Genomic DNA, 24,759 nt, shown 5'->3' on the forward strand with positions numbered 1-24,759 from the left:
GGGGGAGACGGATGTTGAAGGTTGCGGCCTCAAGGCCAGGAGGTGGGCTGGGAGGATGGCCCGATGAGCCGGCCCGCCGCCTGTCTGTTTGACCTCGACGGTCTCCTGCTGGACACCGAGCCCCTGCATGGCCGCGCCTGGCGGGAGGCGGCCCGCCATTTCGGCGTGGAGCTGGCCCACGAACAGCTGCTGGCCCTGCGGGGTCGCCGGCGCGATGACAACGCCCGCCAGGTGCGCCGCTGGATCAAGGCGGGCGAAGCTCCGTCCCCCACGCCGGAGGAGCTGTTGGCCGTGCAACAGCCGATCGCCAGGCAGTTGCTGCCCCAGGCCAGTGCGATCGATGGCGCGGCGGAACTGCTCGCCCGCTGCCGGGAGCTGGCCATCCCCATGGCCCTGGTCACCAGCAGCAGCCGTGAGGCGGTGGCGCGCAAGGCCGCTCCCCACCCCTGGCTGGGGCTGATCGAGCTGCGGGTGCACGGGGACGACCCTGAACTTGGGCAGGGCAAGCCCGCTCCGGATGGTTATCTGCTTGCGGCCCGGCGCCTGGGGGTGCCGGCGGGCGATTGCTGGGCCTTCGAGGATTCTCCGGCCGGGGCCCGCGCTGCCCATGAGGCCGGCTGCCAGGTGCATGTGCTCGCCGGGGATCTTGATGAGGGGGCCTTTCCTGCGGGGGTGCGCTTGATTCGCAGTCTTCGGGAGGTGGAGCTGGCCTAGGCGCTCCCCCACCGCTGAATGTAGGCAGAGGAGGCTGGCCTGGGCCGCACGTTCAATCCCCCCTGAACGTATGGAGACTCACGATCACCCAATCCAGCAGCATTTGCTGAGCGCAGGGAACCTCGTCCAAGTCATTCCAATCGCTCGCTCACCATCCAGCGGCCCTAGTTCCTAAAGCATGACCAAGAGGCACCACTCACCCGGCTGGTGAGCAACCCCGCCGAGACCTCTGCCGCGGAACGACCCCCGAGAGCCTCATATGCCCCCTAAATGCCTCCCATTGGCGCACGGATTTAACGATCTGTGCCTTTGGCTACAAGCCCAGTGCCGCGATCGCCGGACTCTGACCAAGCCCGTTTATCGATCAGTTCCTGCAAAGGGGCGTTGATGATGCGAAGGACCCAACCCTTTTCCAACTGGAGCGCCGCCCTCACGGCCGGCCCCTCTGCTCTCGAAACATTTGACAGCTTCCGCCTCAGATTCATGGCGGGAGTGGAGAACCCTCACCTGCGCCGGTTCGCCGTGGTCCTCCTGGCCGCCGGTGCCCTGGTGATGCCACTGATGGCCGGCGCCGCCAAGGCAGCGCTCACCAAAGTCCCCACCGATGGGGCCGACAACCTGCTGATGTTGGTCGGCTCGGCCCTCGTGCTGCTGATGACCCCGGGGCTGGCGTTCTTCTACGGGGGCTTCACCCGGGCCAAGAACGTTCTGAACTGCATGATGATGAGCTTCTTCCTGATGGGTCTCATCGGGGTGCTCTGGGTGGTGATCGGCTACAGCCTCGCCTTCGGAGTCGGATTCGGGAGTCCCTTCATCGGTGGCCTCGAGTTTTTCATGCTCAATGGGGTGGGTGGTCCCCTCGGAGATGCTCCCCTGGCCGATGGTTTCGCCATCAGCGCCACCAGTTTCGCCCTGTTCCAGGGCATGTTCGCGATCATCACCCCGGCTCTGATCAGTGGCGCTCTGGTGGAGCGCATCAGTTTCAAGGCCTGGTTCTGGTTCTGCCTGTTCTGGAGCCTGTTGATTTACTCCCCCATGGCCAAGATGGTCTGGGGAGGCGGCTTCCTCGGCTGCTTTGGCATCGGTGCGATCGATTTCGCCGGCGGCACGGTCGTGCACATCGCCTCCGGTGTGTCCGCCCTCGTTGCGGCCGCGATCATCGGCAAGCGCACCAACTGGCCCGAGCAGAAGAGCCCACCCCACAACGTGCCCTTCATTCTTCTGGGTGCAGGCCTGCTCTGGTTCGGCTGGTTCGGCTTCAACGGGGCCAGCATGTTCGCCTCCAAGACGGCCGGTTACCCCTTCCTCACCACCACCACCGCGGCTTCGGCGGCCCTGCTCACCTGGTGCCTGCTGGAATGGTTCCTCGATGGCAAGCCCACAGCCGTGGGTGCGGCCACCGGAGCTGTGGCGGGCCTGGTGGGGATCACTCCCGCCGCTGGCTTCGTCTACATGGGGCACTCGATCATCATCGGTGCTCTCACGGCTACGGCCTGCCTGATCGCCGTGAGGGTGAAGATGGCGATCAAGTTCGATGATTCGCTGGACACCTTCATGGTCCACGGCGTGGGCGGAACCATCGGTGCCTTGCTGACGGGGGTGTTCGCCGTCTCGGCCCTCGTTCCGGCGGACTACTTCCCCAAATCTGCCGAAGTCATGGCAGCCGGCGGCAACCTGGGGCTGTTTGTGGTTCAGCTCAAAGCTGTACTCATCACCTACGGATTCGTGGGTATCGGAACGGCTGTGATTCTCTTGATCCTTGGAGCGATCATGCCGCTCCGGATTACTCCCGAAGAGGAGGATCGTGGTGTCGACTACGTGCTGCACGGTGAAGAGGCCTACGACCCGATGGCCTACTGACCGCCGTTGGTCATCAAGCCCTTCAACTGCGCCCCCGCCCAGGCGGGGGCATTTTCATGGCCTCCACCCCAAAGCGCGAGATCTCAGCAGCGACCGAGCAGGGATTCAGAGGCGATGGACCACTGATTCAGGAGCTCAATACAGGCGGCTGAGCACGAAATCAGGCAGGGCCAGCAGGGCGCTGCGGGATTCAGAGGGAGCCAGCCAGGCCAGGGTGCCGGCGGCCTCACGGGCGAATTCTTCAGCCAGAGCCCTTGAGCGCTGGATGGCACCGGAGCCGCGCACCAGCTCGAGGGCTTGCTCCAGATCGCCGGGCTCACAGAGCTCCCGTTCGATCAGGCCCGCCAGGGAGGGCCGCTCTTCGAGGGCATAGAGCACCGGAGCCGTGAGGTAGCCGGTGGCCAGATCGCTGGCGGCCGGCTTGCCCAGCTGCTGGTCACTGCCTGTGAAATCGAGGATGTCGTCGACCACCTGGAAGGCAAGACCCAGCTGGCGGCCGAAACGGTAAAGATCGTCGAGCTGGTCGGCGGGAAGTCCGCTGAGCACACCGGCGGCCCGGGCGCTGTTGGCGATCAGTGAGGCGGTCTTGCAGTAGCTCTTGTCGAGGTAGGTGGCGAAGCTCTGACCCGTGTCGTAGCGGTAGAGGCCCTGGCGCACTTCGCCATCGGCGAGATCCATGATCACCCGCGAAAGCAGCTTGACCACCTCGAGATCGTCGAGGTTGGCGAGGTGCCAACTGGCCTGGGCGAACAGAAAGTCGCCCGCCAGAACCGCCACCCGGTGATTGAAACGACTGTGAACCGTGGCCACACCCCGACGGGTGGAGGCCTCATCCACGACATCGTCGTGGACCAGGGAGGCCGTGTGGATCATCTCGGTGATCTCGGCCAGGCGCCGGTGGCGCGGGCTCAGCTCCCCATCGGGTGCCAGGGCGCGGGAGAGCAGCAGCACGATGCCCGGGCGGATGCGCTTGCCTCCGGCGCTGAACAGATGCTCGGCGGCCGCCTGAAGAATCGGGTGGCCGGCACCGATGAGGTTGCGCAGGTCACTGAGCAGGGTCTCGAGGTCGGCTTCGACCGGCTGGAGTAACTCTGCGACCGTTGCCATGGACCCCTCCGGTCCGCCGATCCTAGAAGGCCCGGGAAAGCGACTGCAGGGACACCTGCTCCACGGTTGGTCGCTGGCCCAGCCAGGGGGTGGCGGCGCTGGCGAAGCTCTCGGCGCAACCGGTGACGCAGAAGCGGCCTTGGCCAACCGCCTCGAGTTGGTGGGGACGGCTGGGCCCAGGGCCCTGGCCATCAAGCAGCGCCTGCAGCCGTGCCACGGCGGCGACGGCGGGATCCACCAGCAGCACCTCTTCTGGCACCAATTGGCGCAGAAGCGGCCCCAGCAAGGGGTAGTGGGTACAGCCGAGCACGATCGCCTCCACCCGCGCCTCCAGTAGCGGCTGCAGGTAGGACTGGGCCGCTTGGATCAATCGTCGGTCCCGCAGGTTTCCCGCCTCGATCAGGGGCACGAACTCCGGGCAGGGCACCTCCAGCACCAACGCACCCTGCAGGTGGTGGCGGATGGCCCGGCCGTAGGCACCGCTCGCGGCCGTGGCCGGGGTCGCCAGCACCCCCACGCGCTGGCTGCGCAGTTGGGTGGCGACGCTGTCGATCAGGCCGTAGACCGGCACTCCGGCCTCATGCACGGCCACATCAAAGGCCAGGGCATTGGAGGTGTTGCAGGCCATCAGCAGGGCATCTACCCCTTCGGCCCGCAGCCAGGCCACCACCTCCGAGGCAATCGCGCGTATCTCCTCGGGTGAGCGTTGGCCGTAGGGCACCCGGGCCGTGTCACCGAGGTAGAGGAAGCGCTGCTGCGGGTGTCGCACCAGGAGTTGGTTGAGCACGGTCAACCCCCCCAGGCCGCTGTCAAAGAGCCCCAGCAGCAAACTCACTGTCCGCCCCTGAGGTAGTTGAGCAGGCCCGTGGCGATCGCCAAGGCCAACCTGCGGCGGTGCTGCCCGTCCGCCAGGCGCGGTGAATCCAGTTCACCGGTGACGAAGCCCATCTCCACCAGCGCCGCCGGCATCACGGTGCGGCGGATCACGAAGAAACGACCCTGGCGCACCCCGCGGTCAGGGCTGCCGGGGGAGACCGCCAGCACCTCCTGCTGCACCGAGGCCGCCAGGCTGCGGGCACTGGCACTCTCGAAATAGAAGGTCTCGATGCCATTCACATCCGGCCGCGACATGCTCAGGGCGTTGGCGTGGATGCTCAGAAAGATGTCGGCGCCGCTGCTGTTGGCGAGCGACACCCGCGGCGGCAGGTCCACATCCACCTCGCTGGTGCGCGTGAGCAGCACCTGAACCCCCCGCTGCTGCAGCAACTGGGCCACCTGCAGGCTGACATCGAGCACCACATCGGTTTCGCGCAGGCCACCGATGCCCACCGCCCCAGGATCTGGACCGCCATGGCCCGGGTCGATCACCACCTTGAAGAGCCCCCGGGGCACCCCCGGCAGCCCGGCCGCCGAGGGGGTCGGGCCGCTGGTCCAGCGGGGCACGGGGGTGCGCCAGCTGGCGGTGGGGGCCACCGGGGTCGGGGCATCCAGGTCACCTTCGCCGATGGCCTGGAATCCACTGGCCGCCAGCCCTTTGAACTCAAGACGCCAGCGGTCCCGGGCGGTGCCTTCGAGCTTGAGCTCACGGGGATCCAGCTCAGTGCCGGGGGCAAACTCGAGCACCAGCCGGGTGCTGTTGGGGGTGGGTTTGCCGATGCGCACCTCCCGCACCACCCCGCCCGCAGGCAGGGTGCGGGTGCGCAGGGGTGCCCCAGGCAGATCAATCCAGATCCGGGGCCCCAACCCGCCGCGACCGGCTTCATAGAACGCCTGGAGGGTGATGTCAGGGGAGGTGCGCAGTTCCAGCACCCCCTCGCGGCTCAAGCGCCAGGCCGACAGGGCACTGGCCGCCATCGCCGGCAGGGCGGCCACCAGGGAGGCCCACTGCAGACCCACACCGAGAACGAGGGCGGGCAGAACCCTCAACAGCCGGGCGCACCCCATCGCCGGCGTCAGAACAGCGCCGGGCGGCGGTGCTGGAGGCTGGGCATCACGGCTCGAACCCGCTGGAGATGGGCCACGTCGATCGGTGCCACGGCCAGACCCGGGGTCACGCCGGCGTCGGAGAGCACCGTGCCCCAGGGGTCGATCACCATGGCGTGGCCATGGCTGTGGCGCCGGCCGTAGTGCACCCCGGTCTGGGCGGGGGCCAGCACATAGACCGTGTTTTCGATCGCCCGGGCCTGCAGCAGTACCTGCCAGTGGTCCTTGCCCGTGAAGGCCGTGAAGGCGGCGGGAATCATCACGAGATCGGCGCCGGCTCCAGCCAGGTGGCGGTAGAGCTCAGGAAAGCGCACGTCGTAGCAGATGGACAGGCCGATGCGGCACAGACCCGGAACGTCCACCACAGGCGGCAGGTCGTGGCCCTGCTGCACCGTCTCCGACTCCCGGTAGGTGTTGCCGTCGGGCAGATCCACATCGAAGAGGTGGATCTTGTCGTAGCGGGCCAGCAACTGGCCGTCCTTGCCCACCAGCTCGGCGCGGTTGAGGGTGAGGCGCTCCCCCGCCGGCACGGGGTAGCCGCCGCCGAGCAGCGTCACCTGATAGCGGCGGGCCATGGTCACCAAAAACCGCTGGCTGCGCTCGGCCAGGGCCGGGGCCTGCGCCAGCCGCTGTTCGTCCTCGCCCATGAAGGCGAAATTCTCCGGCAGGCCCACCAGCTCCGCGCCACGGCGGGTGGCCAGTTCGATCAGCTCCTCAGCGGCGGCGAAGTTGGCGTCCGTGTCCGGGCCGGAGGTGAGCTGCAGAGCTGCCGCCAGGAAGCTGGTCACCGCTGAAGAGGCCTGAGTGGCGGCACTGTAAGGGACCTCTCTCAGGCCGCCTGGAGCACACCGGGCTCCACCTGGGTGGGCACCACCTGGAGGCTGTCGATCGCCGCGCAGCAAACGAAATCAGCGTCGTGGTTGCCCAGGCGGATCAAGCGCTGGCCATGGCTGGAGGCCCGCAGACAGGTTTCAGGGTCAAGGCGCCATTGCTGCCAGAGGGCCAGGGCGGCCAGCATTTCATCGTTGCCGAAGCTGACGCCCACGTGGGGGGCCACCGCCAGCTCCATGGCCGCCGAGGCCACCGCGCCGGCGGCGAGGGAATCCTCCAGGGAATAATCACCCTCCCAGCCACTGCCCACGATCCAGACGCGCCCACAGCCCCGCTCGATCAATCGCCGTGCCGCGGCTGCCCGGTTGGGCAGGCAGGCGGTGAGCAGCAACGGCACCTGCCGCACCCGATCGAGGGAACGGGTGCCGTTGGTGGTGCTCATGAAGATGCGTTTGCCCCCCACCACCTCCGGGGTGACCGCGATCGGCGAATTGCCCAGCTCGAAGCCCTCCAGACGCGCACCGCCGCGCTCGCCGGCCCGCAGACGCCGCTCGGCGGGCCAGGCTTCGGCAGCCGCCTGCAAAGCCTCCAGGTCGGCAAAGGCCTGCACCGCCTCGGCGCCGTTCGCCAGCGACCAGGCAATGGTGGTGGTCGCCCGCAGCACGTCGATCACGACGGCGGCATCGGGAGCCGGGCCGGCGCCATCGGCGGGCACGAGCTCGGAGGTGGGGAAATAGGAGATCTGCACGAACGCACGCCAGGGCCGCGTGCGCCACAGTAGGCAGCACCGGTGGGACACGAATGGGCGGGCCACGGACGCGGCGGGCGAGCCGCGACCTGCGCGGGTTCCTGGAGCTGATCGAGAGCCGCGGACAGCTGCGCCGAATCAGCGCGCCGGTGGATCCCAACCTGGAACTGGCCGCCATCGCCGACCGGGTGCTGGCCCGTGGCGGACCGGCGTTGCTGTTCGAAAATGTGCTCGGCTCACCGATGCCCGTGGCGGTGAACCTGCTGGGCACCGTGGAACGCGTGCTCTGGTCGATGGGCATGGAGCGGCCCGAGGAGCTCGAAGAGCTCGGCAGCCGCCTCGCCCTGCTCCAGCAACCCAAACCGCCCAAGGGCCTCAAGGAAGCCGCCCGTTTCGGCGGTGTGCTCTGGGATCTGATTCGCTCCCGCCCCGACCGGGACCTCACCCCCCCCTGCCACCAGCAGGTGTTCAAGGGGGAGCAGGTGAATCTGGACGCCCTGCCACTGCTGCGCCCCTGGCCGGGCGATGCCGGAGGTGTGATCACCCTGGGGCTGGTGATCACCAAGGATCCCGAAACCGGCGTGCCCAACGTGGGGGTCTACCGGCTGCAGCGCCAGTCGGCCCAGACGATGACCGTGCACTGGCTCTCGGTGCGGGGCGGCGCCCGGCACCTGCGCAAGGCGGCGGCGCTTGGAAAAAAACTGGAGGTGGCGGTGGCGATCGGGGTGCACCCGCTGCTGGTGATGGCGGCGGCCACGCCGATCCCCGTGCAGCTCTCGGAATGGCTGTTCGCCGGGCTCTACGCCGGCGAGGGGGTGCGGCTGGCGAAGTGCAAGACCCTGGACCTGGAGGTGCCCTCCCACAGCGAAGTGGTGCTGGAGGGCACGATCACCCCCGGGGAGCAGCTCCCGGATGGGCCCTGTGGCGATCACATGGGCTTCTACGGCGGCGCTGAGCTCTCACCGCTCGTGCGCTTCAACTGCGTCACCCAGCGGCGCGATCCGATCTTCCTGACCACCTTCAGTGGCCGGCCCCCCAAGGAAGAGGCGATGCTGGCGATCGCCCTGAACCGCCTCTACACCCCGATCCTGCGCCAGCAGATCCCGGAGATCATCGATTTCTTCCTGCCGATGGAGGGGCTGAGCTACAAGCTGGCGATCCTTTCGATTGACAAGGCCTACCCCGGCCAGGCCAAACGCGCGGCGATGGCCTTCTGGAGTGCCCTGCCCCAGTTCACCTACACCAAGTTCGTGGTTGTGGTCGACAAGAGCATCGCCATCCGCGATCCGCGCCAGGTGATCTGGGCGATCAGCGCCCAGGTGGACCCCCAGCGCGATCTCTTCGTGCTGGAGGACACCCCCTTCGATTCGCTCGATTTCGCCAGCGAACGCCTGGGCCTGGGCGGCCGCCTGGCGATCGATGCCACCACCAAGATCGGCCCGGAGAAGCGCCACGACTGGGGCGAGGCCCTCTCGCGCCCACCGGAACTGGAAGCCCAGATCGACGCCCGCTGGGTGGAACTGGGGCTGGCGGATCTCGATGGGATCGAGCCCGATCCGGCCCTGTTCGGCTACGCCCTTGAGCACGTGCTGGAGCGGTTGGCGGCGCGGGGCTGAGCGGAGCTGATGCTGCGCAAGCGCGCCCTCTACGCGATCAAGGCCCTGCTGGAGCTGGCCCGCGATCCCCAGCGCTGGCAATCGGTGAACCAGCTGGCCCAGGCCCAGCAGTTGCCGGCACCGATGTTGGAGCAGTTGCTGCTGAAGCTGCGCCGCGCCCAGCTTGTGGAGGCCCGCCGCGGTCGCAGCGGCGGCTACCGGCTGGCCCAGCCGGCCCGCCAGGTGCGGCTGGCGGCGATCCTGCTGGCGGTGGAGGACGGCGTGCGACTGGGGGAGCCAGGCACCATGGCCGAGAGCGAGCTCCCAGGGATCTCCAGCGAGGCCCTGGCCGGAGATCGGGTGCTGTCGGCGCTGCAACGGCGGCTGAGGCGGGCCCTGCAGCGGGAGTTGGAGGCCCTCAGCCTGGAGGAGCTGCTGTTCGACCTGCGCAGCTGGCAGGAGAGCCTGCGGGAGGACGGTGGCCTGATGGTGGGCTGAAAGGGCCCCTGGGTAACCTCGCCCCCTCTGCCCCATCGCTGTCCATGACCCTCGAGCTGGGATCCACCACCGCTCGCAGCCTGCGGGGATCGGTGCGCGTGCCGGGCGATAAATCGATCTCCCACCGGGCCCTGCTGTTCGGGGCGATCGCCGAGGGGGAGACGCGCATCGAGGGGCTGTTGCCCGCCGAGGACCCCCTGAGCACCGCCGCCTGCCTGCGGGCCATGGGGGCGGACGTGGGGCCGATCGTGGCGGGCGAACCGGTGCTGGTGCGCGGGGTCGGGCTCGATGGCCTGACTGAGCCGGAATCGATCCTCGACTGCGGCAACTCCGGCACCACCATGCGCCTGCTCCTGGGGCTGCTCGCGGGTCGATCAGGTCGCCACTTCGTGCTCACGGGCGACGACTCCCTTCGCCGGCGGCCGATGGCGAGGGTGGCCATTCCCCTGGCGGCGATGGGGGCCACGATCGCCGGCCGCGCCGGCGGCAACTACGCCCCCCTGGCGATCCAGGGCCGCCGGCTCCACGGCGACACGGTCACCACCCCGGTGGCCTCGGCCCAGGTGAAATCGGCCCTGCTGCTGGCCGCCCTCACAGCTGATGGGCCCACCACCGTGATCGAACCCGCCCGCTCCCGCGACCACTCCGAGCGGATGCTGCGCGCCTTCGGGGCCGACCTGGAGGTGGGCGGCGAGGGGAATCGCAGCGTGATCGTGCGCCCCGGGGCGGTGCTGCGTGGCCAGCACGTGGTGGTGCCCGGCGACATCAGCTCGGCCGCCTTCTGGCTGGTGGCCGGGGCGATCACCCCCGGCGCTGATCTCACGGTGGAGAACGTCGGCCTCAACCCCACCCGCACGGGGATCCTGGAGGTGCTTGAGCAGATGGGAGCGGCGATCGAGATCCTCAACCCCCGCCAGATGGCCGGTGAACCTGTGGGCGATCTGCGGGTGAGCCATGGCCCCTTGAGAGCCTTTGCCATCGAAGGTGATCTGATCCCCCGCCTGGTGGATGAGATCCCGGTGCTGGCGGTGGCCGCCTGCGTCGCCGAAGGGGTCTCGACAATCCGGGGCGCGGAGGAACTTCGCGTGAAGGAAACCGATCGGCTGGCGGTGATGGCCCGTCAGCTCGGGGCGATGGGCGCCCGGCTCGAGGAGCACCCCGACGGGCTCACGATCAGCGGCGGCGTGGCGCTCCGGGGCGCTGAAGTGGACAGCGAAACCGACCACCGGGTGGCGATGAGCCTGGCGGTGGCGGCCCAGATCGCCTCCGGCACCAGCCGCCTGCGGCGCAGCGCGGCGGCGGCGGTCTCCTACCCAGGCTTCTGGGATGACCTCGCCCGGCTCCAGAGCTGAGCCCAGGCTGGTTCGAGCGGCGTCAAGCTCGCCAGTAGATTCCGGCCGTTCACCGCAGGGGATCGATGCTCGCCGTCGCCGTGCTGGCCGCCGGGAAGGGAACCCGCATGAAGAGCCAGCTCCCCAAGGTCCTGCAGCCCCTGGCGGGCGCCACCCTGGTGGAACGGGTGCTCGCAAGCTGCCGCAACCTGGCCCCCCAGCGGCAGCTGTTGATCGTGGGTCACCAGGCGGAGCGGGTGGAAGCCTCCCTGGCGGCGGTGGCGGGGCTGGAATTCGTGCTGCAGCAACCCCAGCAGGGCACGGGTCATGCGGTGCAACAGCTGCTGGCGCCCCTGGCGGGCTTCGAGGGCGAGCTGCTCGTGCTCAACGGCGATGTGCCGCTGCTGCGCGCTGACACCCTCGAAAAGTTGCTGGATCAGCACCGCCGCAGCGGCGCGGCGGTGACCCTGCTCACCGCCAGGCTCACGGACCCCAGCGGTTACGGCCGCGTGTTCAGCGACGGGGACGGACGGGTCAGCGCGATCATCGAGCACCGCGACTGCAACGACGATCAGCGGCGCAACCATCTGATCAACGCCGGCATCTACTGCTTTGACTGGAAGCGCCTGGCGGAGGTGCTGCCCCAGCTCAGCACCGACAACGACCAGGGGGAGCTCTACCTCACCGACAGCGTCGCCCTGCTGGGCCACGCCACCCACCTGGAGGTGGCCGACCCCGACGAGATTCTGGGCATCAACGACCGGATTCATCTGGCCCAGTGCGAAGCGGTGCTGCAGGAACGGCTCCGGCGCCACTGGATGGAGAAGGGGGTCAGCTTCATTGATCCCGCCAGCTGCACACTCAGCGAAGGCAGCCGCTTCGGCCGCGACGTGGTGATCGAGCCCCAGACCCACCTGCGCGGAACCACAACCGTGGGCGATGGCTGCCATCTCGGCCCCGGAAGCCTGGTGGAGGACAGCTCCCTGGGGGCCGGCGTGGAGGTGCTGTTTTCGGTGCTGCGAGGGGCCACGGTGGGCGATGACTGCGCCATCGGCCCCTACGCCCAGCTGCGCCCGGGCACCGTGCTGGACAAGCGCTGCCGGGTGGGCAACTTCGTGGAAGTCAAGAACAGCCACCTCGCTGACGACTGCAGGGTGAATCACCTCAGCTACATCGGCGATGCCGATCTCGGGGCGAACGTCAACGTGGGGGCGGGCACGGTCACCGCCAACTACGACGGCGTGCGCAAACACCGCACGATCATCGGCGCCGGCAGCAAGACAGGCGCCAATTCCGTGCTCGTGGCGCCCGTCAAGCTGGGGGAGGGGGTCACCGTCGGGGCCGGCTCCACGATCACCAAAGACGTGCCCGCCGGCGCCCTGGCCCTGGGCCGGGCACGCCAGGTGGTCAGGGAAAACTGGCCGGTAACATCTCCCGCAGCAGGGGAATCAGCCGCTCCAACGCCACCCCCCGGCTCGCCTTGAGCAGCAGGGTGTCCCCCGGCCTCAGCCACTGCCCCAGGGGGCCGGCGGCGGCGGCGGGATCGGCCACCCGCTCCAGGAGGGGCACCCCAGCGGCGGCCAGGAGCATGGCCTGCCCCTCGGCGCCTCCGTCCACCACCACCAGTCCATCGAGTCCGAGGCGTGCCGCCAGGGCGCCGATGGCGGCGTGGAGCTCCAGGCTTTGTTCGCCCAGTTCGAACATGGTGCCCAGGACGGCAAAGCGCCGTCCTCCCTGCTGGGCCAACAGCCGCAGGGCCGCCTCGGTGGCCTCGGGCGAGGCGTTGTAGGTCTCATCGAGCACGTGCACACCGCCCACCTTCAGGCGGGCGCTGCGTCCCCCCGGCAGCTCCACGCGCAGATCGGCCAGCGCTTCCGGCGGCACCCCCAGCTCCAGGGCCACCGTCAGGGCCAGCAGCAGATTGCGGGCGTTGTGGGCCCCTGGAAGCGGCAGCCTGTAGCGGCGCCCCCCCAGGCTGAGGTGCGTCCCATCGGGCTCCAGTTGGCCGATCCCATCGGCCGGCGGCAGGGCCGGATCGAAGGGGCCATCGCCCGCCAGGGCCAGCCGCCGCACCCGGCCCGGCCAGACCGCTGACAGGGCCGCCTCCAGCAGGGGATCCCCCGCCGGCACCACCACCAGAGCGGCGGCCGGAAGACCCGTGACGATCTCGCACTTGGCGGTGGCAATCGCTTCGCGGCTACCGAGCCGACCGATATGGGCCGTGCCGATGTTGGTGATCACGGCGATGTCGGGCCGGGCGCAGCGGCTGAGGCGCTCGATCTCCCCCGGGCCGCGCATGCCCATCTCCACCACCACCGCCGCCTCATCGCCGGTGGCCTTGAGCAGGGTGAGCGGCACGCCCACATCGTTGTTCTCATTCCCCACACTGGCCAGGACCGGCCCCAGGGGGGCAAGGGCGGCCCGCAGCAGCTCCCGGGTGGTGGTCTTGCCGGCTGAACCGGTCACCGCCACCACCGCTGCCGCCAGCTCTTGGCGGCGCAGAGTCCCCAGCAGCTGATAGGCCGCCTGGGTGTCGTCCACCGGCCAGGCCGGCAGGCCTTCGGGCACGTCTGGGAGCTGCGAGCGCTCCACCACCGCCGCCAGAGCCCCGCGCTCAAGGGCCTGGGCGAGGAAGCGGTGGCCATCGAAGCGCTCCCCCACCAGGGGCACGAACAGACTGCCCGGCTGCAGCGAACGGCTGTCGGTGGTCACAGGCCCCAGGGGCTGCTCCAGATCCAGATCCGCTCCGCCCACCGGCGGTCCCCACTGCTCCACCAGCTGCGACAGCCGCATCCCTTCAGGCCCCCTCAGCCGTACGAAAGCAGAATCATGCCGCTCCCCACCCGGGCCTGGCGTCCCAGCACACGGCCACGGCCATCGACCAGCTCGAGCCTGTCGTAGCCGAGGCCCTTGGTCTGCTGAAGCCAGCGGTCCGCCTGGCGTTGAAGCTCGCCGGCGGAGCGGGAGAGAAAGTCGGGCGTCAGCTCCAGCACCAGCAGAGATCGCTCCGGCTGGGGCCGGGCGGCGATCAGCAGTGCGGGTCCATCGCTGGTTCCGGCATCGTCGGCCAGAAGCTCCAACAGGGGGTCGAGGGCCAGCGCTGGCGGGGAAGGCGGTGCTGGCGGTTCGGCCGTATCGATCAGTGGTGCCGGTTCATCGGCTGGGATCGTCGCCGGAAGCGACCCTCCGGCCTCTGCAACGGAACGGGTCTCCAGGGGCGTTGGCACAGGCAGGGGGATCACCTCCACGGTCCGCGCCCCGCCATGGCCCCAGAGCGTTGCGGCGCCGAGCGGCAGCAGCAGCGCAACCAACAGCACAAGGGGCCAGAACACCCTGGAGAGGGCGCCGGGCCAGAAGGCCGGCAGGGGGAGCTGGCCCGAGCCGTTGCGACGCCAGAGTTCCCTGGCCCGCAGGCCCAGGCTCGCCAGCACCGCCCGCAGGTCCTGGCCCAACAGGCTCCACGGGCTCACATAGGAACTGGGCAATGCCGTTCCGCTCTCTGGCAGATCCCCGGGCGGGCCGATCGGCTCGTTCATCGAGCGCGACTCAACACAGCCGGATCATCCCTGGGGACGCCGCAGCAGCCGCGAGAGGGGATGGCGTCGAGCCGGTTCCGGTTCCGTTCCGCCAGCCGATCCAACCGCTGACTTGTCGTGGCCGGGCCCCTCGATGCCAGCCCCCTCAGGGCCAGCACTGGTCTCCGGCTTCGGATCCTGGTGTGAAGGCGCCCCGCCATGGCGGCTCGGATCAGCATCCTGACCCAGGGAGAAGGCCTCCACATCCTGGGCGGAGGGGGTGGGCTCCTTGACCCCGCGCACTTCCCGGTACATGTGGTCGTACTCCAGGGCGGAACGGCCCCAGCTGTGGTCGGCGGTCATGGCACGACGCTGCAGTTCCGCCCAGCTGTCTGGATGGCGGTAGGCCTCCCAGGCCCGCACGATCGCCGTGTAGAAATCCAGCGGGTCGTAGCGGTCGAAGCAGAAGCCGGTGCCGCTGTGGTGGGCCGGATCATGGGGTGGCACCGTGTCCACCAGGCCCCCCACCCGCCGCACCACCGGGATCGAGCCGTAGCGCATGGCCAGCAGCTGGCTGATGCCGCAGGGCTCGAAGCGGCTGGGCATCAAGAAGGCGTCGCTGCCCGCGTAGATCAGGCGCGAGAGGGCATCGTCGTAGGTGAGGAAGACAGAGAAGCGGCCCGGGTGGCGCGCCGCCAGTTGCCACAAACCCGATTCGAAGTGACGATCGCCCGTTCCCAGCACCACGAGCTGGCTGTCGGTGTAGGCCAGCACCCGGTCGGCCACCTGCAACAACAGGTCCACCCCCTTCTGGTCCACCAGGCGGCTCACCAACCCCAGCACGAAGGTGGTGGGGTTGAGGGTGAGCCCCATGCGCTCCTGCAGGGCGGCCTTGCAGAGGGCTTTGCCCGAGAGATCTTCGCTGGAGAAGCAGGCGGGCAGGCTGGCGTCGGTGGCCGGATTCCAGTCAACGGTGTCGATGCCGTTGAGGATGCCGCGCAACTTGCCGCTGATGAAATTGAGCAGGCCATCAAGACCTTCGCCGTAGTTGGGGGTGCGGATCTCCTTGGCGTAGGTGGGAGAGACGGCGTTGACCCGATCGGCATAGAGCAGGGCTGAGGCCATGGTGTGGTCCCCCTGCATGTACCAGGGGCACCAGGTCATGCGGTCCAGCTTCCAGCGCCAGGGGCCCTGGTACTGAAGGTTGTGGATGGTGAAGACCGTGCTGATCTCGGGGTCCTGATGCATCCACACCGGGATCATGCCGGTGTGCCAGTCATGGCAATGGAGCACCTCCGGTTTCCAGTGATGCCAGGCGAACTCGGCCACGGCGCTGGCAAAGAAGGTGAAGCGCCAGTCTTCGTCTTCGCCACCGTAGATGCGCTCGGGATCGAAGACCGGATGGCCCACCAGATAGATCGTCAGGCCGTTTCCGGGGTGGCGCGTTTCGTAGATCGCGAAATCCGTGCCCATGGTGTGGCCGCGCCAGATCGGCTCAACCGAGATCGTCAGGCGACTCCACAGACGGCTGTAGCCGGGCAGGATCAGGCGCACGTCATGGCCGAGGGCCGCCAGAGCCGGGGGCAGCGAGCCGACCACGTCGCCCATGCCCCCCACCTTGACCATCGGGGCGCATTCAGCCGCAGCAAAGAGCACCCGCATTCGGCCGACCGTCCAGACGATCTGAACTTTAGGCGGCCTCCCCCAGACGGCCTCAGCGCAGCACGGTCAGCGCAGAACTGTCACCGCAGCACCGTCAGCGCAATACGGTCACCGGCGTGCCGACACTCACCATCTCGAACAGAGCGCGCACATCCTCGTCATAGAGACGCACACAGCCGTGGGACACGGCGCGGCCGACGGTCCAGCGGTGGGGGGTGCCATGGAAACCGGCCGCGACACAACCCTTGATGTCGAGCACCTGATCGCCATCGGAGGCCTTGCGACCATTGCAATCAAGGTGAAAACCGATCCAGCGGCTGCCCAGGGGGTTGTCAGCGCCGGCCGCAATGCGCTTGGCGCTGGTGGGGTGCTCCCAGACCGGATCGGTGCGCATGTCGGTGATGCTGAAGTTTCCAGCGGGTGTCTCCCAACCCGGCATCCCCACGGCCACGGGGAACTGGCGCAACAGGGCGCCTGAATTGATCACCAGCAGACGGCGGCGGCGGCGATCGAGCACCAGATGCAGGCCGCTCTGGACCTGCAGATCCGGCGGCAGCAGGGTCAAGGGGTTGGCCGGTGGTGCCTTGGCAGGAACTGCTAGGGGAGGAGCGGCCGAAGCCGCCTGCGCAGGGGCGCCCAGCGCCGGCCTGAGCGCCATGCCCCAGCCCAGGGAGAGAGCAAGGGCGGCCAGGGCGGTGCCCCGCAAGCCAGCCCAGCGACGGCCCCGACGACCTGGACCCGGACGCCCAGGGAAGAACAGTTGGAGTGCGGTGCGCATGGTGGTCAGGGCAGCCAGGGCACCCCGGAAAAATCCGGGTCACGTTTTTCGAGAAAGGCGTTACGCCCCTCCTGGCCCTCCTCGGTCCGGTAGAAGAGATGCGTGGCCTGGCCCGCCAGCTCCTGGATCCCCGCCAGCCCGTCGGTTTCAGCGTTGAAGGCAGCCTTCAGGCAGCGAATTGCCGTGGGGCTGTGCTGCAGCACCTCCCGGGCCCAGCGCACCCCTTCCGCCTCAAGCTGCGCCAAGGGCACCACGGCGTTCACCAGCCCCATGGCCAGCGCCTCCTCGGCGCCGTAGCGGCGGCAGAGGAACCAGATCTCGCGCGCCTTGCGCTGGCCCACCACCCGGGCCAGATAGCCGGCCCCGAAACCGCCATCGAAGCTGCCCACCCGCGGGCCGGTCTGGCCGAACACGGCATTTTCAGCAGCGAGGCTCAGGTCACAGAGAAGGTGCAGCACCTGGCCGCCGCCGATGGCGTAGCCCGCCACCAGGGCGATCACCACCTTGGGCAGGCTGCGGATCAGCCGCTGCAGATCGAGCACATTGAGGCGCGGCAGCCCCTGCTCATCGACGTAGCCGCCGTCGCCGCGCACGCTCTGATCGCCACCGGCACAGAAGGCATGGACCCCATCGGCCGCTGGCCCGGCACCGGTGAACAGCACCACCCCCACCGACGGGTCGTCACGCACCCGTGAGAAAGCGTCGCAGAGCTCCTGCACCGTGCGCGGCCGAAAGGCGTTACGGAGCTCCGGGCGGTTGATGGCGATGCGGGCGATGCCGTTGCCCGAGAGCTCGAAGCAGATGTCGTCGTAGGAGCCGGCAGGGGTCCAGCGCACCGGATCTGGCATCAGCTGGGGGCAAACGGTGGTGCCATTCTGCGATCCGGCCCGGGAAGCCCCCGGCGCAGCCGCTGGCGCAGGGCGGCATCGCGGCGGCGATCCGTGCGCAGTTCAATCAGCGCCAGGGTCAGAGGTTCTGCCCAGGCCAGGGCCGCCGCCAGCTCCCCAAGCTCGTTCAGCCGGCGAACGGGCACCCCATGGGCCACCGCCAGATCGAGGGGGTCCACCGGCTGGGGCATGGCAAACAGCCGATCAAAATCCAGCCAGGCTTCGGCCGCCTCGCCCGGGCGGATGGGCAGTTGCTCGAAGATGCCCCCGCCACCGTTCTGGATCAGCACGACGGTGAGACGAGCGCGCAACTGGCGATGCCAGAGCCAGCCGTTGGTGTCATGCAGCAGGGCCAGATCGCCCGTCAGCAGCACCAGGCGCCCCTCGCTCTGGGCCAGGCCAGCGGCCAACGACAGGGTGCCGTCGATGCCGGAGGCGCCGCGTAAGCCATGGATGCGCCGGGGCGGGGCCGCCGGGTCGGCGAAGCTCTCCCAGTCGCGCACGGGGCTGCTGCTGGCCAGCATCACCGCCACCCCTTCAGCCACCAGGCGGCTGAGCTGGCGTGCCAGGGCCGGTTCGCTGGCGGCGGCGGGGTGCAGCTCCCGATCCAGCAGGCACTGGGTGTGGGCCTCGAGCGCCTGCCACTGGGCCGCCTGATCCAGGCTGGCGGAGGCCGGGGCGCCCTCAGCGAGGTGGTCGCGCCATTGGTCGCTCCAGGCCACCAGGCCGCAGCCCCATTGCCGTTGGGCGCAGCCGAGGGGATCGAGGGGGCGCTCGTCCCCTTCGCTGATCAACAGCTGCAGGCCCCCCGTTGCGGTGAGCCAGCGCTGCAGCCGGCGGCTGGCGGGCAGAGGTCCCAGCCGCAACACCTGATCCACCGGCGGCAGGGCAGCGGGATCCTCAAGGAACAGGTCGTAACCGCCGATCGCGCCCAGTTCCGGCAGACCCCGCAGCCAGGAGAGACCATCGGCGAGCAGCGGCCAGCCGCTGCGACGTCGCCAGAGGGCCAGCAGGCGGACAAAGGCCTCAAAGCCGGCCCGATCCCCCCGCCAGGGGCCGGCCACAATCACACCGGGCCGGTCCAGGTCGAAGGGGAGCTCTGGGGCCAGGCCGGCAGCCTCGGCGGGGGAGCGCCCCAGGGCTGAGCCGGCCAACGCCTGCCCAACCTCCCATTGCCCTGCTGAGGCAAGCTCCCTGGCCAGAGCGATCAGGGCCTCACCGCCCAGGTGAAGGGGCTCGTCGAAGGGGAGGTTCAGGTGCACGGGCCCGGCGGGCCGCTCGGGACCCTTGCCCTGGGCGGCCTCCCAGGCAGAGAGGGCCAGCAGCTCGATGGCCTCGGGCTCCATGGCCGCCAGCCCACTCGGATCACCCTGCAGCAGTCGCCGGCAGGAACCCCATAAAAACTGCTCCTGGTTCACCGTCTGATTGGCGCCTGTGCCCTTGAGCTGGGCGGGCCGATCGGCCGTGAGCAACAGCAGTGGAATGGCCGAATAATCGGCCTCCACGGCAGCCGGCAGCAGGTTGGCCACGGCCGTGCCCGAGGTGGTCACCACCGCCGCAGCCACCCCATCGCCCCGCCCCAGCCCGAGGGCAAAGAAGGCGGCGGAGCGCTCATCGAGGGCGGTCGTGAGCATCAGACCGAAGGGCTCCAGCAGCGCTGCCGCCACGGCCAGGGGCCCCGACCGGCTGCCCGGGCAGAGCACCAGCTGGCGCAGGCCGCAGCGCCGCAGCGCCTGCAACAGGGTGAGGGCGGCCCGCAGGTTGGCTTCAGCTCCCGGGGGGGACCCGGTGGGGATCGGGGACACGCTCGGCTCGGCCCTCGGCTGGTCAGGATGTGCCGATCATGCTGAACGGACCCGTCCCGATGGCCAGACGCTGGGGCCCATGAACGATTCCGCCTCTGATCCTGCCCCTGGTTCTGCCCCTGGAGGGGCCGCTGATCCTGCCGCTGGCGCCATGGCCCGCGCCGGCTGGCGCCGTCAGCTGTTCTCGCTGTTGCTCTGGGTGGCGGTGGCGCTGCTGCTGCGCACCTGGGTGATCGAGCCGCGCTGGATCCCGTCGGGTTCGATGCTGCCCACCCTGCAGCTCCAGGACCGGATCCTGGTGGAGAAGATCAGGCCTCACCTTGGCTCGCCCCTTCCCGTGGGCACAATCGTTGTGTTCAGCCCCCCGGATGCGCTGCTGCGGGCCGGTTACGACCCCCAGTCGGCCCTGATCAAACGGGTGGTGGCTCTGGCCGGCGATGTGATCGAGGTGCGTGGGGGGCAGCTGTGGCGCAATGGCCAACGGGTGGAGGAGCCTTGGTTGGTGCAGCCGATGGACTACGAGCTGCCTCCCTTGACCGTTCCCGATGGCCAGCTGCTGGTGCTGGGCGACAACCGCAACGCCAGCCTCGATTCTCACCTCTGGGGGCCCCTGGGCCGCGACCGGGTGATCGGCACGGCGGTGCTGCGTTATTGGCCGCTCGATCGGCTCGGGGCGATCCGGTTGTCCACCTCGCCGGCTGGACGTCCAACCGATCGCCTGCAGTAGGGTTTCGTTGTGCTGCAGACAACACCGGAGATGTTCAACCCGGAGTTCTTGGCCACAGACAGTGAAGCGATCAACGGCAACTCCCTGATCGAGTACCTGCAGGATCAGTCTCCGGATGTGTTGCAACGGGTGGCGCGCTCCGCCAGTGGCGACATCCAGGACATCATTCGCCACAACGTTCAGGGTCTGCTGGGGATGCTTCCCGGCGAGCAGTTCGAGGTCAAGATCCAGGCCAGCCGCGACAACCTGGCGGGCCTGCTGGCCTCGGCGATGATGACTGGCTATTTCCTGCGCCAGATGGAGCAGCGCATGGAACTGGAAGCGAGTCTCTTCGGCGAGGCCGGGCTGGAAGCGGACCCGGGCGAACTGGAACTCTGAACTCCGGCGGCGAACGTCCCTCAGGCCTGCCGAGACGTTGAGAGCACGCAGGAGGCCAGCACACGCTCATCGAGCTCCCGCAGGAAGCTCCAGACCCCATCACCCGGGCAGGGGCCCTCTCTGATGGCCTCAGCCAGTGCGCCCAGCACCGCCCCTGAGCAGGGCACGGGAGCCCCGTGGTGGGCAGGGATCACCCAGCGCAGGCCATCGAGGGCCGCCAACTGGGTGAGCCAGGTGGCCAGCAGCTCCCGGTGGCGGGGAAACACCAGCCGCTCCACCACCGGCGCCACCTGAAGCCGGGGTTGAGCGCCTGGACCCAGCAGGGCCAGGAACGCCTCCTCCCAGCCGCCGCTCCAGCGAAATGGATAGAGCCCGAAGTGACTGCGGGGGTTTCTCAGTCCGGACCCCAGGGCCCCGCCGCAGGTCTTGGCCAGGCTGAGCACCTCCAGACCCTGGGGTCTGAGGTAGGTGGCAAACAGCACCATCCGCCACCAGCCGCGCCGGCGCTGCTCAAGGCCATCGCTGAGCGCTTCATCGCCGCGATCACGGGCATGGAAGAGCAGCGGGGTGGGATCGGCCGCGAAGATCTCCGGTGGCTCCGCCTCAATCGCCAGGAGGGCATCGGTGAGCAACAGGGCCCCACTGGCGCGGTGGAAGCAGGCCACTTCTGAAAAGAAGCCGATGCCCAGATCGAGGGGACCAAGGGCGCACCAGTCGATCTGATCGCCATGGGGCACACCCTGCTCGATTAACACCCGGGTGCGCTGGGCCGGGAAACCCAGCCAGGCCAGGGGCAAGCGCAGGGGAAAGCTCCACTGCTCGGGAGCCACCCAGAGACGGGCCGCCGGAAAGGCACGGGCCATGGCCGGCACCGGCAGTTTGTGCTCAAGGCCGGAGGCGGTGGGCAGCACGATCGTGACCACCGGACCATGGCGCTCCTCCAACTCCCGCAACGCCGCCAGCAACTCGGCGGTGGGGGCGACGGGGGCGTAGAGCAGCAAGCCCTCGCGCAGCTTCACCACGGTCATGCGGATCGGCACCGCCACGTAGTAGAGGCCGATCAGTTGCTCGAAGCTCCAGATCTGACCAGGAATCAGTTCCCGCAACAGGGTGCGGCGCCTGCCGTAGGGGTAAAGCGGCAGCAGGGGCCACCAGAACCAGCGACGGTCACGCCATCCGTTCATCGGGCCCCGCCGCTGCGCCGCAGGGCCAGCAGACCATGGCGCGGGGCGAACAGGAAGCTGAGCACAAACAGCCCCGTCTGGGCGAGCACGATGCAGCCTGCCGTGGACGCATCCATCCAGTAGCTCCAGTAGATCCCGATCAGGCTCGAGAGCACTGCCGAAGCGATCGCGATCCAGCTCATGCGATCGAACCGGTCGGTGAGCAGATAGGCCGTCGCCCCAGGGGTGACGAGCATCGCCACCACCAGAATGATTCCCACCGTCTGCAGGCCGGCCACCGCGGCCAGGGAGAGAAGCGAGAGCAGCAGGTAGTGCAGGGCACCAGTGGGCAGGCCGATCGAGCGGGCGTGGGTCGGGTCGAAACAGAACAGAATCAGGTCGCGGCGGAACACCAGCAGCAGCGTCAGCACAACGGCGCTGATCCACAGGGTCTGGGTGATGTCGGAGGCACCGATCCCCAGCACGTTTCCGAACAGGATGTGTGTGAGGTCGATCGTGCTGCGCACCTTCGAGACCAGCACCAGGCCCAGGGCAAAGAACCCTGTGAAGACCAGTCCGATCACCGTGTCTTCCTTGATGCGGGAGGTCTGCTTGATGAAGCCGATCACGATCACCGAGCCCACGCCGAAGACGAAGGCACCCAGGGCAAAGGGCAGGTTCAAGGCATAGGCGATCACCACCCCCGGCATCACGGCGTGCGACACGGCATCGCCCATCAGCGCCCAACCTTTGAGGGTCATGAAGCAGGAGAGCAGTCCGCAGACGGCGGCCACCAGTGCGCTCACGAGCAACGCCCGGACCATGAAGGGGTGCTGCAGCGGTTCGATCAGCCAGTGCAGTGGATCCATCAGAGGTCGTTCAGCGTCCGGGCGCTCTCCACGGTTGCGGTCGGATCGGCGCTGAAGGTGCGGGCCAGATTTTCCCTGGTGAACACCTCGGAGGTCTCGCCATACACCAGGACCGTTTTGTTGATCAGCACCACCTGATCGCAGAAGCCCGTCACATGGGCCAGATCATGGGTGGAAATCAACAGGGTGCGGCCTTCGCGGCGGAAGCGCTCGAAGAGCTCGACCATCAGCTTTTCGGTGTGGATATCCACCCCGTTGAAGGGCTCGTCGAGCAGCAGCACCGAAGCCCCCTGGGCCAGCGCCCGCGCCAGAAAGGCCCGCTTGCGTTGACCGCCGGAGAGTGTGCCGATCTGCCGCTGGCGCAGGTCCCAAAGATCCACCTGTTCGAGGCTTGTGCGCACCGCCTGGTGATCGCTGCGGCGGGGAATGCGCAGCAGATTCATGCCGCCGTAACGCCCCATCATCACCACCTCGGCGACGCTCACAGGGAAGTTCCAGTCCACACTTTCCATCTGGGGCATGTAGGCCACCGCCTGCTGGCGGAGTGCTCGATCGAGCGGCCATCCATTGATGCTGATCTGACCGCGCGACGGGCGAACGAACCCCATCAGCGCCTTGAACAGCGTGGATTTCCCAGCGCCGTTCATGCCGACCAGCCCGCAGATCGTGCCGGCGCTCACCCGCAGCGACGCGTCATGGAGCGCGACCACGCCGTGGTAGGCCACACAGAGGCCCTGCACGACGATCCGATCGACCGTCAAAGGGCTGTGATCGGGGCCACGGCGTTCCATGGTTTCATTCTCCCTTCAAGCCGCTCACCAGCAGCCGGGCGTTGTGCCGCTGCAGCTCCAGCAGCGTCGGCGCCGGTCCGCCGGGGAGGGAGAGGGAGTCCACATAAAAGGCTCCGCCGTAGCGGCTGCCACTCTCCTGGGCCACCTGGCGCTGGGCCTTGTCGCTCACCGTCGTCTCACAGAACACGGCCGGCACGCGCCGCCGCCGCACCAGCTCCACCAGCCTGGCCATCCGCTGCGGGGTCACCTGGGATTCGGCGTTCACCGGCCAGAGGTAGGCCTCCTGGAGCCCATAGTCACGGGCCAGGTAGGAGAAGGCCCCCTCACAGGTCGCGAGCACACGGCGCTGGGGCGGGATGCTGGCGAGGGACCGGCGCAACTCCAGATCGAGCTGGCGCAGCTGGGCGCGATAGGCCGCAGCGTTGCGGCGGTAATGCCCTGCGCCGGGGGGATCGAGGCGGGTGAAGGCACCGCGGAGGTTCTCCACATAGACCTCCGCCAGGCGGGGGGACATCCAGGCGTGGGGGTTGGGCTTGCCTCGGTAGGCATCAGCGGCGATCGGCAGCGGTGTGATCCCCGCAGAGAGGAAGACATGGGGAACCCCCGGCAAGTTGGCCGTGAACCGGCGGGCCCAGCGCTCAAGATCAAAACCATTCTCGAGAACCAGCACCGCACCGCTGGCCCGCCTGATGTCACTCGGCGTGGGTTCATAGCCATGGATTTCGGCCCCGATCTTGGTGATCGATTCCACCCGCAGGCGATCTCCTGCGACCATGCGAGCCATGTCGGCGAGAACACTGAAGGTGGTCAGCACCAGGGGCCTTTCGCTGCGATCACCGCTGGGGGATCGAGGGGGCGGGAGGGACTCGCTCTGGCATCCCCCCAGCACCACCAGAAGGAGCAGGGCGACCAGGGGCGTCAAGCCGGCCGCTGGAGCCAAGCAACGCCAACGAAACATTTTTTGAAGCTAAAGGAAAGCCCCCCCTCCGCTGGGAGGGGGGCTGATGAACGGATCCTGTTGGCGATCGCGCTCGTTGGGCTGTTCGATCAACCGATCGCAGGTGCGGTCAGCGCCACGGGCGCCGTCTGGCTGGTGGCCAGATCGAGCGGGAAGTTGTGGGCATTGCGCTCGTGCATCACCTCGAAACCGAGGTTGGCACGGTTGATCAGATCGGCCCAGGTGTTCACCACGCGGCCCTCAGAATCCAGGATCGACTGGTTGAAGTTGAAGCCGTTGAGGTTGAAGGCCATCGTGCTCACGCCCAGGGACGTGAACCAGATCCCCACCACGGGCCAGGCGGCCAGGAAGAAGTGGAGGCTGCGGCTGTTGTTGAAGGAGGCGTACTGGAAGATCAGGCGACCGAAGTAACCGTGGGCGGCCACGATGTTGTAGGTCTCCTCTTCCTGGCCGAACTTGTAGCCGTAGTTCTGGGACTCGCTTTCGGTCGTCTCACGCACCAGCGAGCTGGTCACCAGCGAGCCGTGCATGGCCGAGAACAGGCTGCCGCCGAACACAC

Annotated in this window: 23 protein-coding genes and 1 pseudogene; 8 read left to right on the plus strand and 16 right to left on the minus strand. The window is 68.5% G+C overall.

Going from position 1 to position 24,759, the window contains the following annotated elements:
* Positions 1-63 precede the first annotated feature (63 nt).
* Both KBZ13_RS06915 and KBZ13_RS06920 read left to right on the plus strand, forming a co-directional pair.
* A complete protein-coding gene (locus KBZ13_RS06915; RefSeq protein ID WP_255007696.1) occupies positions 64-714 on the plus strand; it encodes an HAD family hydrolase in 651 nt (216 codons plus the stop codon).
* Between the two features lie 483 nt (positions 715-1,197).
* The gene (locus KBZ13_RS06920) at positions 1,198-2,574 is read left to right on the plus strand and encodes an ammonium transporter (RefSeq protein WP_255007698.1); all 1,377 of its coding nucleotides are present in this window, start codon (positions 1,198-1,200) and stop codon (positions 2,572-2,574) included.
* Positions 2,575-2,709: 135 nt separating this feature from the next.
* Here the strand turns inward: KBZ13_RS06920 and sds are convergent, their stop codons facing one another.
* Genes sds through KBZ13_RS06945 form a run of 5 tightly spaced genes read right to left on the minus strand, consistent with a single transcriptional unit; the run spans position 2,710 to position 7,243 of the window.
* Positions 2,710-3,681 (minus strand): solanesyl diphosphate synthase, encoded by a 972-nt coding sequence (gene sds / locus KBZ13_RS06925; protein ID WP_255007700.1) that lies wholly within the window; start codon positions 3,679-3,681, stop codon positions 2,710-2,712.
* Between the two features lie 22 nt (positions 3,682-3,703).
* Complete coding sequence (gene murI, locus KBZ13_RS06930) at positions 3,704-4,516, minus strand: glutamate racemase (protein ID WP_255007701.1); 813 nt, start codon at positions 4,514-4,516, stop codon at positions 3,704-3,706.
* The gene (locus KBZ13_RS06935) at positions 4,513-5,625 is read right to left on the minus strand and encodes an N-acetylmuramoyl-L-alanine amidase (RefSeq protein WP_409995620.1); all 1,113 of its coding nucleotides are present in this window, start codon (positions 5,623-5,625) and stop codon (positions 4,513-4,515) included. The genes murI and KBZ13_RS06935 overlap by 4 nt, the downstream gene beginning before the upstream one ends.
* A gap of 8 nt (positions 5,626-5,633) precedes the next feature.
* Positions 5,634-6,452, minus strand: a complete 819-nt coding sequence (locus KBZ13_RS06940) for a carbon-nitrogen hydrolase family protein (RefSeq protein ID WP_255007703.1) — start codon at positions 6,450-6,452, stop codon at positions 5,634-5,636.
* A gap of 41 nt (positions 6,453-6,493) precedes the next feature.
* The gene (locus tag KBZ13_RS06945) at positions 6,494-7,243 is read right to left on the minus strand and encodes a 2-phosphosulfolactate phosphatase family protein (RefSeq protein ID WP_255007704.1); all 750 of its coding nucleotides are present in this window, start codon (positions 7,241-7,243) and stop codon (positions 6,494-6,496) included.
* A gap of 53 nt (positions 7,244-7,296) precedes the next feature.
* Between KBZ13_RS06945 and KBZ13_RS06950 the strand changes: the two genes are divergently transcribed.
* The 4 genes from KBZ13_RS06950 to glmU all read left to right on the plus strand — a co-directional run bounded on the left by KBZ13_RS06950 (position 7,297) and on the right by glmU (position 12,151).
* Positions 7,297-8,859 (plus strand): UbiD family decarboxylase, encoded by a 1,563-nt coding sequence (locus tag KBZ13_RS06950; RefSeq protein WP_255007705.1) that lies wholly within the window; start codon positions 7,297-7,299, stop codon positions 8,857-8,859.
* Between the two features lie 9 nt (positions 8,860-8,868).
* Positions 8,869-9,336 carry an RrF2 family transcriptional regulator gene (locus KBZ13_RS06955; protein WP_255007706.1) on the plus strand — a complete coding sequence of 156 codons (468 nt, stop codon included), beginning with the start codon at positions 8,869-8,871 and terminating at the stop codon, positions 9,334-9,336.
* A 44-nt stretch (positions 9,337-9,380) separates the two neighbouring features.
* Positions 9,381-10,688 carry a 3-phosphoshikimate 1-carboxyvinyltransferase gene (gene aroA, locus KBZ13_RS06960; protein WP_255007707.1) on the plus strand — a complete coding sequence of 436 codons (1,308 nt, stop codon included), beginning with the start codon at positions 9,381-9,383 and terminating at the stop codon, positions 10,686-10,688.
* A gap of 65 nt (positions 10,689-10,753) precedes the next feature.
* Entirely contained in the window at positions 10,754-12,151 is a 1,398-nt protein-coding gene (gene glmU / locus KBZ13_RS06965; RefSeq protein ID WP_255007708.1) for a bifunctional UDP-N-acetylglucosamine diphosphorylase/glucosamine-1-phosphate N-acetyltransferase GlmU, read from the plus strand.
* On the opposite strand, the gene murF is transcribed toward glmU, so the two are convergent.
* The 6 genes from murF to menD form a co-directional block, all read right to left on the minus strand.
* Positions 12,075-13,460 (minus strand): UDP-N-acetylmuramoyl-tripeptide--D-alanyl-D-alanine ligase, encoded by a 1,386-nt coding sequence (gene murF, locus KBZ13_RS06970; RefSeq protein WP_255007709.1) that lies wholly within the window; start codon positions 13,458-13,460, stop codon positions 12,075-12,077. The two genes, glmU and murF, sit on opposite strands and share 77 nt — an antisense overlap.
* A 14-nt stretch (positions 13,461-13,474) precedes the next feature.
* Complete coding sequence (locus tag KBZ13_RS06975) at positions 13,475-14,203, minus strand: hypothetical protein (RefSeq protein WP_255007710.1); 729 nt, start codon at positions 14,201-14,203, stop codon at positions 13,475-13,477.
* A gap of 24 nt (positions 14,204-14,227) precedes the next feature.
* Complete coding sequence (glgA, locus tag KBZ13_RS06980) at positions 14,228-15,844, minus strand: glycogen synthase GlgA (RefSeq protein ID WP_315859607.1); 1,617 nt, start codon at positions 15,842-15,844, stop codon at positions 14,228-14,230.
* Positions 15,845-15,938: 94 nt separating this feature from the next.
* The gene (locus tag KBZ13_RS06985; protein ID WP_409995625.1) at positions 15,939-16,502 is read right to left on the minus strand and encodes a L,D-transpeptidase; all 564 of its coding nucleotides are present in this window, start codon (positions 16,500-16,502) and stop codon (positions 15,939-15,941) included.
* Positions 16,503-16,627: 125 nt separating this feature from the next.
* Positions 16,628-17,470: a 1,4-dihydroxy-2-naphthoyl-CoA synthase gene (menB, locus tag KBZ13_RS06990; protein WP_255007714.1), complete on the minus strand. Its 843-nt coding sequence runs from the start codon at positions 17,468-17,470 to the stop codon at positions 16,628-16,630.
* Complete coding sequence (gene menD, locus KBZ13_RS06995) at positions 17,470-19,314, minus strand: 2-succinyl-5-enolpyruvyl-6-hydroxy-3-cyclohexene-1-carboxylic-acid synthase (protein ID WP_255007715.1); 1,845 nt, start codon at positions 19,312-19,314, stop codon at positions 17,470-17,472. The genes menB and menD overlap by 1 nt, the downstream gene beginning before the upstream one ends.
* Before the next feature lie 79 nt (positions 19,315-19,393).
* Between menD and lepB the strand changes: the two genes are divergently transcribed.
* Positions 19,394-20,041 (plus strand): signal peptidase I, encoded by a 648-nt coding sequence (lepB, locus tag KBZ13_RS07000; protein WP_409995621.1) that lies wholly within the window; start codon positions 19,394-19,396, stop codon positions 20,039-20,041.
* A 30-nt stretch (positions 20,042-20,071) separates the two neighbouring features.
* Positions 20,072-20,419 carry a DUF760 domain-containing protein gene (locus KBZ13_RS07005; RefSeq protein ID WP_255007716.1) on the plus strand — a complete coding sequence of 116 codons (348 nt, stop codon included), beginning with the start codon at positions 20,072-20,074 and terminating at the stop codon, positions 20,417-20,419.
* A 20-nt stretch (positions 20,420-20,439) separates the two neighbouring features.
* Here the strand turns inward: KBZ13_RS07005 and KBZ13_RS07010 are convergent, their stop codons facing one another.
* From KBZ13_RS07010 to KBZ13_RS07030, 5 genes and pseudogenes are all read right to left on the minus strand, one after another.
* Positions 20,440-21,603, minus strand: coding sequence for a DUF4336 domain-containing protein (locus KBZ13_RS07010; RefSeq protein WP_255007717.1), 1,164 nt, complete (start codon positions 21,601-21,603; stop codon positions 20,440-20,442).
* The gene (locus KBZ13_RS07015) at positions 21,600-22,451 is read right to left on the minus strand and encodes a metal ABC transporter permease (protein WP_315859608.1); all 852 of its coding nucleotides are present in this window, start codon (positions 22,449-22,451) and stop codon (positions 21,600-21,602) included. The genes KBZ13_RS07010 and KBZ13_RS07015 overlap by 4 nt, the downstream gene beginning before the upstream one ends.
* A complete protein-coding gene (locus KBZ13_RS07020; RefSeq protein WP_255007719.1) occupies positions 22,451-23,242 on the minus strand; it encodes a metal ABC transporter ATP-binding protein in 792 nt (263 codons plus the stop codon). Before KBZ13_RS07020 ends, KBZ13_RS07015 begins: the two co-directional genes overlap by 1 nt.
* Positions 23,243-23,246: 4 nt before the next feature.
* Positions 23,247-24,182: a metal ABC transporter substrate-binding protein gene (locus KBZ13_RS07025; protein WP_409995622.1), complete on the minus strand. Its 936-nt coding sequence runs from the start codon at positions 24,180-24,182 to the stop codon at positions 23,247-23,249.
* A 107-nt stretch (positions 24,183-24,289) separates the two neighbouring features.
* Positions 24,290-24,759, minus strand: a pseudogene (locus KBZ13_RS07030) (photosystem II q(b) protein); the annotation flags it as partial.

Origin of the sequence: Cyanobium sp. ATX 6F1, assembly GCF_024346315.1 — a bacterium.
In the GTDB taxonomy this organism is placed as follows: Bacteria; Cyanobacteriota; Cyanobacteriia; order PCC-6307; family Cyanobiaceae; genus ATX-6F1.